The organism is Hydrogenibacillus schlegelii (genome assembly GCF_001653195.1).
GTDB classification, from domain to species: Bacteria; Bacillota; Bacilli; order Thermicanales; family DSM-22653; genus Hydrogenibacillus; species Hydrogenibacillus schlegelii.
Genome location: NZ_JXBB01000055.1, coordinates 119,398 through 130,032, shown reverse-complemented (window position 1 = coordinate 130,032; position 10,635 = coordinate 119,398). Strand labels below are relative to the sequence as shown.

11 protein-coding genes, 2 rRNA genes and 1 pseudogene are annotated in these 10,635 nt (G+C 67.3%); 9 read left to right on the top strand and 5 right to left on the bottom strand.

Features of this window, described 5'->3' with window-relative positions; genetic code table 11:
• Both SA87_RS10880 and rrf read left to right on the top strand, forming a co-directional pair.
• Positions 1–115, top strand: a 16S ribosomal RNA gene (locus tag SA87_RS10880); the annotation flags it as partial.
• A gap of 59 nt (positions 116–174) precedes the next feature.
• Positions 175–291: ribosomal RNA gene (rrf, locus tag SA87_RS10875) — 5S ribosomal RNA — on the top strand.
• A 57-nt stretch (positions 292–348) separates the two neighbouring features.
• Here the strand turns inward: rrf and phnE (SA87_RS10870) are convergent.
• The 4 genes and pseudogenes from phnE (SA87_RS10870) to SA87_RS10855 form a co-directional block, all read right to left on the bottom strand.
• Positions 349–1,149 carry a phosphonate ABC transporter, permease protein PhnE gene (gene phnE, locus SA87_RS10870; protein WP_066202970.1) on the bottom strand — a complete coding sequence of 267 codons (801 nt, stop codon included), beginning with the start codon at positions 1,147–1,149 and terminating at the stop codon, positions 349–351.
• The gene (gene phnE / locus SA87_RS10865; protein WP_066202967.1) at positions 1,146–1,946 is read right to left on the bottom strand and encodes a phosphonate ABC transporter, permease protein PhnE; all 801 of its coding nucleotides are present in this window, start codon (positions 1,944–1,946) and stop codon (positions 1,146–1,148) included. The genes phnE (SA87_RS10870) and phnE (SA87_RS10865) overlap by 4 nt, the downstream gene beginning before the upstream one ends.
• 290 nt (positions 1,947–2,236) lie before the next feature.
• Positions 2,237–2,974 (bottom strand): annotated as a pseudogene (gene phnC / locus SA87_RS10860) (phosphonate ABC transporter ATP-binding protein); the annotation flags it as partial.
• Between the two features lie 117 nt (positions 2,975–3,091).
• On the bottom strand, positions 3,092–3,982 hold the full coding sequence (locus SA87_RS10855) for a phosphate/phosphite/phosphonate ABC transporter substrate-binding protein (RefSeq protein ID WP_066202964.1): 891 nt from the start codon (positions 3,980–3,982) through the stop codon (positions 3,092–3,094).
• 344 nt (positions 3,983–4,326) lie between these two features.
• Here SA87_RS10855 and SA87_RS10850 point away from each other — a divergent pair, with 344 nt between their 5' ends.
• The 4 genes from SA87_RS10850 (at position 4,327) to SA87_RS10835 (ending at position 6,713) form a co-directional block, all read left to right on the top strand.
• A complete protein-coding gene (locus SA87_RS10850) occupies positions 4,327–4,650 on the top strand; it encodes a rhodanese-like domain-containing protein (protein WP_066202961.1) in 324 nt (107 codons plus the stop codon).
• Positions 4,651–4,713: 63 nt separating this feature from the next.
• Positions 4,714–5,493 (top strand): sulfite exporter TauE/SafE family protein, encoded by a 780-nt coding sequence (locus SA87_RS10845; RefSeq protein WP_066202958.1) that lies wholly within the window; start codon positions 4,714–4,716, stop codon positions 5,491–5,493.
• A 205-nt stretch (positions 5,494–5,698) separates the two neighbouring features.
• Complete coding sequence (locus tag SA87_RS10840; RefSeq protein ID WP_066202955.1) at positions 5,699–6,082, top strand: DUF302 domain-containing protein; 384 nt, start codon at positions 5,699–5,701, stop codon at positions 6,080–6,082.
• Between the two features lie 67 nt (positions 6,083–6,149).
• Positions 6,150–6,713, top strand: coding sequence for a class I SAM-dependent methyltransferase (locus tag SA87_RS10835; protein ID WP_066202953.1), 564 nt, complete (start codon positions 6,150–6,152; stop codon positions 6,711–6,713).
• A gap of 124 nt (positions 6,714–6,837) precedes the next feature.
• Here SA87_RS10835 and SA87_RS10830 read toward each other — a convergent pair whose 3' ends face one another.
• Positions 6,838–7,761 carry a DMT family transporter gene (locus SA87_RS10830; protein WP_066202949.1) on the bottom strand — a complete coding sequence of 308 codons (924 nt, stop codon included), beginning with the start codon at positions 7,759–7,761 and terminating at the stop codon, positions 6,838–6,840.
• A gap of 238 nt (positions 7,762–7,999) precedes the next feature.
• Between SA87_RS10830 and SA87_RS10825 the strand changes: the two genes are divergently transcribed.
• The 3 genes from SA87_RS10825 (at position 8,000) to fliS (ending at position 10,584) form a co-directional block, all read left to right on the top strand.
• Complete coding sequence (locus SA87_RS10825; protein WP_066202946.1) at positions 8,000–8,371, top strand: flagellar protein FlaG; 372 nt, start codon at positions 8,000–8,002, stop codon at positions 8,369–8,371.
• Between the two features lie 78 nt (positions 8,372–8,449).
• Entirely contained in the window at positions 8,450–10,120 is a 1,671-nt protein-coding gene (gene fliD / locus SA87_RS10820) for a flagellar filament capping protein FliD (protein ID WP_066202943.1), read from the top strand.
• Positions 10,121–10,170: 50 nt separating this feature from the next.
• Positions 10,171–10,584, top strand: a complete 414-nt coding sequence (gene fliS, locus SA87_RS10815) for a flagellar export chaperone FliS (RefSeq protein ID WP_066202940.1) — start codon at positions 10,171–10,173, stop codon at positions 10,582–10,584.
• The last annotated feature ends 51 nt before the right edge of the window (positions 10,585–10,635 follow it).

The following is a 10,635-nucleotide window of genomic DNA, read 5'->3' as shown; positions in this document are numbered from 1 at the left end:
CCATGGGAGTCGGGGGCGCCCGAAGGCGCGGGCAGCGCTGAAGGCGAACCTGGCGACTGGGGTGAAGTCGTAACAAGGTATCCGTACCGGAAGGTGCGGATGGATCACCTCCTTTCTAGGAGCCGGGGCCGGGTGCTGTTTAGTTTTGAGGGAATGCGGGAGCATTCCCGGGTGTCCGGTGGCGATGGCGGAGTGGCCACACCCGATCCCATTCCGAACTCGGAAGTTAAGCACTCCAGCGCCGAAGGTACTGAGGGGGCGACCCCTTGGGAGAATAGGACGCTGCCGGGCACCGCATGAATAGCGGCGTCTCATCGAGACGCCGCTATTTCATTTTTAGACAAGATTTTAGACGAGGCGGGCCCGAAGACGGCCGCTTGCGGCGTCGATCAACATGACGCTGGCGATGACGAGAAGCAAGATGATGCCGACCCGATCCCACGCATAGGCCTGGAGCGCGAACAAAAGCGGCGTGCCGATGCCGCCGGCGCCGACGACGCCGAGCACGGTCGCCGCCCGGACGTTGATTTCAAACCGGTACAGGGCGACGGACGCAAACTCCGGCAAGACCTGCGGGAGGACGGCGTAGAAAAAGACCGCCAGCCGGCCGGCGCCGGCCGCCTCCAGCGCTTCGACCGGCCCGGGGTCGATGTTTTCCACCGCCTCGGCGTAAAGCTTGCCGATCATGCCGATCGAATGGACGGCGATGGCCAGCACGCCGGCAAACGGACCGGGGCCGACGGCGACCAGGAACAGGATGGCGAGGATGAGCTCGGGAAACGTCCGGATGGCGGACAGCACGCCTTTTCCGGTCGCCGGCACGATATCGAAGCGCCGGCCGCGCGAGGCAGCCCAGAAGGCGAAGGGGACGGCGAGGACGGCGGCCGCCGCCGTGCCGAGGAAAGCCATTTCGATGCTCTCCAGGAGGCGGAGGAAGGCTTCGCCGGCATACGACCATTCCGGATGCATCATGCCGAGAAGCATGTTTTTCGCCATGAGGAGGCCCTGGGCGAGGCCGCGGGTGCCGAGGTCGAGATCCTGAAGCGTCCAGCCGTACAGGAGGATGAGGATCAGGGCGATGAGGGCAGCCCGCCGGCGCCGCCGGCCGGCGGCCGGATCTCGGGGCAGCGGGCGGTCCGGGGCGATCATGCGATCCGCCTCCTTAGGCTCTGACTCAGCGCTTCGATGAGGAGGACGACGGCGAAGATGAGAAGGATGATGCTCGCCGCCTTGTCGTACTGAAGGAGCTTCATGGCGGTGTTGAGCATGACGCCGATGCCGCCGGCGCCGACGAGGCCGAGGACGGTCGCCGCCCGGACGTTGATCTCAAAGGTATACAGGGTGTAGGAGATGAACGCCGGAAGCACCTGCGGCACGACGGCGTAGCCGAAGAGGACCGGGCGGCTGGCGCCGCCGGCCCAGAGGGCTTCCAGCGGCCCCGGATCGATCGCCTCGACGGCCTCGCTCGTCAGCTTGGCGATGATGCCGAAGGAGAACACCGTGATCGCAAGGATGCCGGCGGTCGGCCCGAGGCCGACGAGGGCGACGAACAGGGCGGCAAAGAGCAGTTCCGGGATCGTCCGGAGGACGTTCATCACGCCCCGGGCGAGGCCGTAGACGAACCGGTTCGGCGTGACGTTCCGGGCGGCGGCGAAGATGACCGGGACGCTCATCAGGGCGCCGAGCGTCGTGCCGAGGACGGCCATGCGGATCGTCTCGAAGACGGCCGGAAGGACCTTCAGCATGTACGGCCAGTTCGGCGACAAAAACGCCCGGAAAAGCCGCAGCATGGGGCCGCTCCCGGAGACGAGCCGGCCAAAGTCGAGCCCGAGGTGCCACCCCGAGGCGACGAGGGCCGCGGCGAAGAGCAGGGCGGACGCCCACCGCTTGTAGGCGCGCGGCGGCCGGGGAAGGGCCGCTTCCGGCGGCTTGAGCGTTCCTTTCACGGGAGCACCGACCTTTCACCGGAGCGCTCCATCACGGGAGGATCGCCGGCCGGAACCCCGTCGGGAAGGCGGAACGCCGACATGCCGGGGGCCGGCGGCGCAGGGGGAGGCGCCGCGGCAAGCCGTCCGCCGGCCGACGCGCCGGGTCCCGGGCCGGGATCCGGCTTGCGGTCCGTCGCCGGCACAGCTTTGGCCGGCGCCTCAGTGGCCGCGCCGAACTCGGGGCGCCGGTCTGCCGCCGGCGTCCCCTCGGCCTTTGTTCCGCCTCCGGGCGTCCATCCGGCAGAGGCCAGTTCCCGACCGTAGATCTCGGCGAAGACGTCGTCCGTCGCTGCCTCGACCGGGCCGTCGAAGACGATCCGGCCGGCCTTGAGGCCGATGATGCGGTCGGCGAACCGCCGGGCGAGGTCGACGACGTGGAGGTTGACGACGGTCGTGATGCCGAGCTCCCGGTTGATCCGCTTGAGGTCGTTCATGATGACGTCGGTCGTCACCGGATCCAAGCTCGCCACCGGCTCGTCCGCCAGGAGGATTTTCGGCTGCTGGGCGAGGGCCCGGGCGATCGACACGCGTTGCTGCTGGCCGCCGGAAAGCTGATCCGCCCGGACGAACGCCTTGTCCTCGAGGCCGACCCGCCGGAGGGCGTCGAAGGCGAGGCGGAGGTCGGCTTCGGGAAAAAGGCCGAGGATCGACCGCCAGGCCGGGTGATAGGCGACCCGGCCGGCGAGGACGTTCCGGAGAACGCTCATCCGCCTGACGAGGTTGAAGCTCTGGAAGACCATGCCGATGTCCCGGCGCATCCGCCGAAGTTCCTTCGGCCCGGCCTGAACGATCGAGCGGCCGTCGATCAGGATGTCCCCCTCGGTGATGTCGACGAGGCGGTTGATCGACCGGAGCAGGGTCGACTTGCCGGCGCCGCTTAAGCCGACGATGACGACGAATTCGCCGCGGCCGATCGTGAGGTTCACCCCGTCCAGCCCGACGGTGCCGTTCGGGTAGACCTTTCGCACGTTCTGAAATTCAATCACGGCCATTCGCTCCTTTGCGTCGTCGGTTCTTCGGCTTCGGAGCGGAAGGCGGCGCCGTCCCAAAACGCGCCTGCCGCCGACCGTTCGGCCGGCGGTCGAGGCGGCGAGAAGCGGCGGTCATTGATTCAGCAACCGGTCCGCCTCCCGCACGACGTCGAAATCGCTGTCCTGCGCCGGGGCGTAGCCTTCGTGGTTGTAGATGTCCCGGATAACCTGCTTGCCTTTTTCGTCCTGGGCGATGTCGAGAAAGGCCTGCTTGATTTTGTCCTTCCATTCGTTCGGGAGGTTCGTGCGGACGGAGACGGTGTCGTTCGGGATCGGGTCCGTGTAGGCGAGGATGCGGGTTTTGTCCATGACGGCCGGATCGGCTTTCTGGACGATCGTCCGGGCGTCGTCGAAGCTGAAGGCGGCGTCGACGTCGCCGCGGAGCAGGGCGAGGATCGTCTTGTCGTGGCCGCCGGCTTCGACCATCGTCACGTCCTTCTCCGGGTCGATGCCGTTTTTCTTCAGGAGGACGACCGGGTAGACGTAGCCGGACGTCGACTGAGGGTCGACGTAGGCGATCTTTTTCCCCTTGAGGTCGGCGATCGCCCGGATCGGGGAATCGTGGGCGACGACGATTTGCGCCCGGTAGGTGTCCGAACCGTTCCGGACGGCCTTCAAGAGGACGTCGGCATACCCCTTTTCCTTGGCCGTGACGTAGCCCTTCGGGTTCAGGAAGCCGATGTCCACCTGTCCGGCGCCCATGCCTTCGATGACGGCGGTGTAGTCGCTCCCGACGAACACTTCCACCGGGACGCCGAGCTTCTCGGACAGAAGGTCGGCGAGGGGCTTTGCCTTGGCGTCGAGGTTTTCTGCCTCCTGCGACGGGACGAGGCCGACGACGAGCTTCTTCGGTTCAGAACCGGCGGTGTTCTGGCCCCCACCGCAGGCGGCAAGCAGGACGGTCAGGGCGGCGAGAACGACGGCGGCCGCGGCGAGGACGGCCGGAAACGAGGAGCGACGCAATTCATTTTCCCCCTTTCTGGAAAGTTGTAGATGACGAGCCTATTGTAGCATAAAGAATGTGAAGCCATGGTCAACGAACTGTAAACGATCTGTAAAGCCGAGCGAACAATCGGTCTATTTTCCGTCGCGCTTTTCCGGGCAGCCCGGCGCGGCGCGGGATCGATCCGCACGCCTCCACGTCCTCTTTTCCGGGCCCCCCGACCTTTTTCAGGGGAAACCCGGCTTGACACATCCCGGGTTTCTCCTATAATCTTAGTTTGAACAAGACCAATACCTGTATGGGTATTAATTGGTCGAGGCATCCGCGCGTTGCGGATGTTCGTCCGAAGGGGGCGAAAAAACGCATGTTTTCGCGGCAACCGGCAGGCATCCCGGAGATCACGCCGGATGAGCTGAAGGCGCGGCTTAAGCAGGGGGAGGACCTCCTCATCATCGACGTTCGGGAGCCGATGGAGGTTGTCACGGGCAAGATCCCGGGCGCGATCAACATCCCGCTGTCTCAGCTTCCCCGCCGGCTCCATGAGATCGATCCGGAAAAGGAAGCGATCCTTGTCTGCCGGAGCGGCAGCCGGAGCTTTTACGCCGCCCAGTTCCTTCAGGCGAACGGTTTTTCCAAGGTAAAAAACCTGGCCGGCGGCATGATCAGCTGGGACGGGGAGATCGAGTAGGCGTCGGCTGCCTGACAAAAGCCGTGCCGCGGAAGCGGCACGCTTTTTTAAGGAGGAGGGGCGATGACGCTTGGTCTTGGCGTGACGCTCTTTTGGATCGGCTTCGTCGGGTCGTTCATCTCCGGCCTCGTCGGGATCGGCGGGTCGATCGTCAAGTATCCGATGCTCCTCTACATCCCGCCGCTTCTCGGCGTCGGGTCCTTTACGGCCCACGAGGTGTCGGGCATCAGCGCGGTCCAGGTGTTTTTTGCCACGCTTTCCGGCGTCTTTGCCCTCCGGAAGGAAAAGGTGCTGAACAAGCCCCTCATCGCCACGATGGGCGTCGCCATCATCATCGGGAGTTTCGTCGGCGCTTTCGGGGGAAAGTTTTTGAGCGGCGATGCCATCAACTTCGTCTACGCCGTGCTGGCGACGATCGCGGCGGCGATGATGTTCGTGCCGAAAAAAGGGCTTGACGACGTTCCGCTCGAGCAGGTGACGTTCAGCCGGCCGCTGGCGGCCGTGTCGGCGTTTTTGGTCGGCGTCGCCTCCGGCATCGTCGGCGCCGCCGGCGCGTTTATCCTCGTGCCGGTGATGCTCCTCGTGCTGAAGATCCCGACGCGGATGACGATCGCGACGTCGCTTGCGGTGACGTTCATCTCGTCGATCGGCTCGACGGTCGGGAAGGTGCTGGCGGGCGACGTGCTCTTTTGGCCGAGCGTGATCATGATCGTCGCCAGCGTCCTCGCGGCTCCGATCGGCGCGCGGCTCAGCACGAAGGTGAACACGAAGGTGCTGCAGGGCATCCTCGCCGTCCTCATCGTGGCGACGGCGGGGAAGATCTGGTCGGATATGCTGTTTTGACCTCGCGGTGACAAAGGCGGCCGTCGATCCCGGATCGCCGCGAAGATCCGGGCGGAGTGGCCGCTTTGGCCCTAGGGGCGATCGGGGGGCGGATCGGGTCAGGGGTTTTACGGATGGGCGCTTTGTTTTACAATAACGACGAAAAGCCCCGACGCTCGGCCGGACGGGCGTCGTGCGGGCCGGGATGGAGAAAGGAGCGATGGCGATGTTCCACTATACCGTCGAGACGACGAAGTCCGTTGAGGAAGCGATCGCCGCCCTTGGCGAGGCGCTCAAGGAACACCGCTTCGGCATCCTCTGGCAGCTCGACCTCACCGAGACGCTCCGATCCAAAGGGCTGGCGATGGACCGGCCGTACCGGGTGCTCGAAGTGTGCAACCCGCACGAGGCCAAAGCGGCGGTCGATACGGCGGTCGAAGCCGGTTACTTCCTCCCGTGCAAGATCGTCGTGTACGAAGACGGCGGGAAGACGAAGATCGGCCTGCCGAAACCGCCGGTGCTCATGGACCTCGTCGAGCGTCCGGAGCTCCGGCCGATCGCCGAGCGGGTCGAGCAAGCCCTCATCCAGGCGATCGAGGCGGCGAAGTGAGGCGCGATTCCGAGGCATCGGGGCGGCCGGAAGAGACGTTCGTTCGGGACGCGACGGGAGGCACGCCATGGGACGCCGGTTTGATCCGCGCCGCGCCGACCGCCTGATGGCGCCGGAGCGCCGGGAGGCGCTCCGGCCGGAGGCGCTTCTGGACCTGCTCGCCATCGGTCCGGCGGACGATGTCGCCGACGTCGGGTGCGGGCCGGGTTTTTTCACCCTGCCGGCGGCCCGGCGGACCCGGGGCACCGTCTACGGCATCGATATCGCGCCGGAGATGCTCGAACATCTGGCGGAAAACGCCCGATCGGCGGGGGCATCGAACGTCCGTCCGGTGCGCTCGCCGGCGGCGCCGATCCCCCTGCCGGATCGCGCCGTCGATCGGGCGATCGCCGCCTTCGTGCTGCATGAAGTGCCGGATCTTTCCGCGGCCTTGGCGGAGATCCGTCGGCTTCTTCGGCCGGGCGGCCGGCTCCTCGTCGTCGAGTGGGACGCTCGGCCGATGCCCGTCGGTCCGCCCCTCGAGGAGCGGCTCCCCCGGGAGCGGCTGCTTGCGGCGCTCGCGGCGGCGGGCTTTCGCGCCGAGGCGGCCGACCACCCGCCCCACGCCTATCGCGTCCTGGCGGAGGTCTGAGGTCGGACCGCCGGGTGTGCGGATGGGCGGTGGCGCGCCGATCGCCGATCTCCTTCCCCCGGGCGGGAAGGGGATTTTTGTTTCGGACGGATCGGCCGGGGAGGCGCGTTGCCGCCAGGGGCCATCAGGCCGGCGCCGAAGGCGGGATGCGACGTTCGGCGCTTCCGGCGCCGGCGATGAGGACGACGGCGAGCAGGATGGCGGCGGCGCCGATCGTCTGCCCGGCGGTGAGCCGGTCGTGGAACACGAAGCGCCCGAGGACGAGGGCGACGACCGGTTCGACGGTGGCGAGCATCGCCGCCCGGCCGGCCTCCATCCGCCGAAGCCCTTCGGTGTACAGGAGATAAGCGAGGGCCGTCGGAAAGAGCCCGAACAGAAGGACGATTCCGAGGACGTCCGGGCGGGCGATGAGCGCCGCCTTTTTCCAGAGGGCGGTCGGAGCGGCGAGGGCGAGAAAGGTGACGGCGAACGTATAAAGGACGATCGTCTGCGCCGGGAGACGGCCGGCCAGCGGCTTGGCGAACAGGCTGTAGAGGGCATAGGCAAAGCCGGAAAGGAGGCCGAGGAAGACGCCTTCCGCCGGCGGCGGCTGAATTGAGGCGGCCGTGCTGCCGAGGCCGGAGACGAGGGCGGCGCCGACGGTCGAAAGCCCGAGGGCGATGGCCTTCCGGCCGGTGATCGGCTCCTTGAAAAAAAGCCGGCCGAGGAGGACGACAAACGCCGGCCCGGTGTAGAGGAGGGTCGCGGCGATTGAAAGGGAGACGAGGTCGATCGCCTGAAAATAGGCCCAGTTGAAGAGCGCCATGCTGAGGACGCCGGTGCCGAGGAAAGACGGCCACGCCCATCGCGGGGCGGCGAGGGCGGCCGGCGCCCGAACGGCGAGGACGCCGCCGAGCCAGAGGACGGTCGCCGCGGCCCGGAGGGCGACGATCTCGAGGGCCGTAAAGCCCCGTTCCTGCAGGCGGTGGACGAAAAGGCCGAGGGTGCCCCAGAGGGCGGCGGCGATGAGGACGAAGAGGGCGCCGGCGGCCGGGGACCGCGGGTTCATGGCGTTCTCCTTTCTCTTCGGCCAGGTTCCGCTTTCGATCAGACCGATTGTAGCATGGAGGGGAGGGGGCGAAAAGCGCCCGGCGGAAGGTTCGGGGCGTCCGGGCGGACGGCCCGACGACGAGGAGGCTTCCGCGCCGCCTCCTTCCGGCTAAAGCTCCGGTCGCCGACGGCCGATACATCCGGCAAAGCGCCGGTGAAGACGGCGGGTGCCCAGACGTCGGAAGGAGGGAGGGCGGATGGAGATCGGGCGCGCCGGCGCCCCGGGCCTCTCACCGGTCGCCCGGCCGGACGCTGCGCCGCCGGTGCCGACGGTTCGAAGCGACGATCCTTCTCCGGGAAAACCGCAGAAGGAGGCCGAGACGGCCGGCGGCGGGTCGTTTCTCTCGCCGGACGAAGTGCGGCGGGTCGTCGACGGGATGAACGTCATCCTGGAAAAAAGCGGCTCCCACCTCAAATACACCTGGCACGAAAAGCTCGGCGAATATTACGTCCAGATCATCGACGACCGGACGAACGAAGTGATCAAGGAAATTCCGCCCAAGAAGTGGCTCGACCTCGTCGCCGCGATGTACGAGCAGCTCGGCTGGATCATCGACCAGCGGATCTGAAGGGCCTTCGGCCCGGCGAAACGAAACTCGGACAAAACGGGAAAGCCGACGGAAGGAACCGGCGAAAGGAGGGGGAGGATGGTCTTCGGCCCCATCGGCGCCGGCGGATCGGCCGGCCCCGGCGACATCGGCGACGTCCGGCACTTCTCCGGCCTCGTCTCGGGCCTCGACACCGAAGGGATCATCAAAAAGCTCATGGCCGTCCAGCGGAAGCCGCTCGATCAGCTCCTCCGGGACAAGCAGTGGCTCACCTGGCAGCGGGAAGCGTACCGGGAAGTCAACCGGAGCCTGCTCGCCTTCCGGGATGCCCTGTCGGCGCTTCGCCTGACCGGGACGTACCGGCAGCAAAAGGCGCTTCTCAGCCGGGACGACCTCGTCGGCGTCACGGCGACCGGCGCCGCCGTTCCGGGCGTGCACTCGCTCCGCGTGAACCGGCTGGCGAAACCGGCGACGGTCGTCGGAAATGCGGTCGCCGGCCGCGCCGCCGGGACCGCGCCGACCGATCCGCTCGGGAAACAGTTCGGCATCGCCGACACGGCGACGCTTGAATTTACGCTGACCTTAACCGATCCCTCGGGCAATCCGCTCGGCAAGGCCACGGTGACCGTGACGGATGCCGGCACGAAGACGATCGCCGATATCGTCCAGGCGATCAACGCCGCCGCCTTTACCGACCCGAACACGAATCAGCCGGTCGACTACGGCGTTCGGGCGTCGTACGATCCGACCCTCGACCGGCTGTTCGTCCAGACGCGGCAGATGGGGGACCTCGTCCTGACCCTGGAGGACGTCACGACCGCAACCGGCGCCTCGGGCGACGTCGGCGTCGTCGCGAACCTCTTCGGCGCCCCCGTCGATTCCGCCACTGGGAAGGCAACGCTCACCGGGACGCCCGGCCAGACGGCGGAGGTCGTCCTGGACGGGGCGACGCTCACGTTTGCCGACAACCGCTTTGCCGCCTTCGGCCTTGACTTCGTCTTAAAAGGCGCCGACGCCGGCGCCGAGACGACGATCACCGTCGTCCGGGACACCGATGCGATCGTCGATCGGGTGCTCGACTTCGTCAAACGGTACAACGACCTCCTGGACGATCTGAACCGGCGCCTCACCGAGCCCCGCTACCGGGACTACCCGCCCCTGCTCGACGACGAAAAGGCGCAGATGAGCGAAAAACAGATCGAGGAATGGGAAAAACGGGCCAAAAGCGGCCTCCTCGCCCGGGATCCGCTTCTCGAGCGGCTCGTGACCGAGATGCGCCGGGCGGTGACGACGCCGGTGGTGATCGGCGACCAAACCGTCTCCCTCGCCGACATCGGCATCACGACCGGGAGCTGGTGGGACCGGGGCCGCCTCGTCGTCGACGAAGGAAAGCTCCGGGCGGCGGTGGCGGAAGACCCGGAGCGGGTGGCGGCGCTTCTTTCGCAAAAGCTCGCTTCCGGCGCGCCGGACGCGGAGAACCGGGATCCGTTCCATCCGCAAAAAGGCCTCGCCGTCCGGCTGTACGACGTCGTCGGCGCGGCCATCAACCGGTTCGTCGACCGGGCCGGCCGGGACGGCGTCTCGATCGGCGACCAGAGCGTCCTCGGCCGGGCGCTCACCCGCCTCGACGGCCGGATCGATGAGATGACCCGGCGCCTCAAGGCGATCGAAGACCGGTACTGGCGGGAGTTTACGGCGATGGAACAGGCGATCCAGCGGGCCAACGTCCAGAGCCTCTGGCTGATGCAGGCGTTCGGCGGCGGGGCGTAGCCGACGGGCGTCGGCGCGGCCGGATGTTGGGGCCCGAAAGGGGACGTGCGATGTACGGCGGAGCGATGCAGTATCGCATGAATCAGGTGCTCACGGCGCCACCGGAGGAACTCGTCCTCCTTTTGTACGACGCGGCGATCAAAAGCGGCCGGCAGGCGGTCCGGGCGATCGCCGAGCGAGACTTTGCCGCCGCCAACGACCGGCTGATCCACATGCAGGAGGTTCTGGCCGCCCTCATCCGGGGGCTCGATCTCGAGCGGCCGCCGGCCCGGGAGCTCTACCAGCTGTACGACTTCATGACCCGCCACCTGATCGCCGCCAACTTGAAAAAAGACGCGCAAAACGTCCAGGACGTCCTGGCGCTCCTCGAAGACCTCCGGGAGACGTGGGCGCAGGCGATCCGCCTCGCCCGGGCCGAAGGGGCGGCCGACCGGGCGGCCGCGCCGGACGACGGGCGGGCCTAAATCGCCGGATACCTCTGACCGGACCGGCGGCGGAGAGATCCGGCCGGACCG

Bases quoted from the DNA above. Each gene is read 5' to 3' on its own strand.
- fliD (WP_066202943.1), top strand. From the start codon at position 8,450: ATGGTCTTCGGCCCCATCGGCGCCGGCGGATCGGCCGGCCCCGGCGAC.
- fliS (WP_066202940.1), top strand. From the start codon at position 10,171: ATGTACGGCGGAGCGATGCAGTATCGCATGAATCAGGTGCTCACGGCG.
- SA87_RS10830 (WP_066202949.1), bottom strand. From the start codon at position 7,761: ATGAACCCGCGGTCCCCGGCCGCCGGCGCCCTCTTCGTCCTCATCGCC.
- phnE (WP_066202970.1), bottom strand. From the start codon at position 1,149: ATGATCGCCCCGGACCGCCCGCTGCCCCGAGATCCGGCCGCCGGCCGG.
- SA87_RS10835 (WP_066202953.1), top strand. From the start codon at position 6,150: ATGGGACGCCGGTTTGATCCGCGCCGCGCCGACCGCCTGATGGCGCCG.
- SA87_RS10845 (WP_066202958.1), top strand. From the start codon at position 4,714: ATGACGCTTGGTCTTGGCGTGACGCTCTTTTGGATCGGCTTCGTCGGG.
- SA87_RS10840 (WP_066202955.1), top strand. From the start codon at position 5,699: ATGTTCCACTATACCGTCGAGACGACGAAGTCCGTTGAGGAAGCGATC.
- SA87_RS10850 (WP_066202961.1), top strand. From the start codon at position 4,327: ATGTTTTCGCGGCAACCGGCAGGCATCCCGGAGATCACGCCGGATGAG.
- SA87_RS10825 (WP_066202946.1), top strand. From the start codon at position 8,000: ATGGAGATCGGGCGCGCCGGCGCCCCGGGCCTCTCACCGGTCGCCCGG.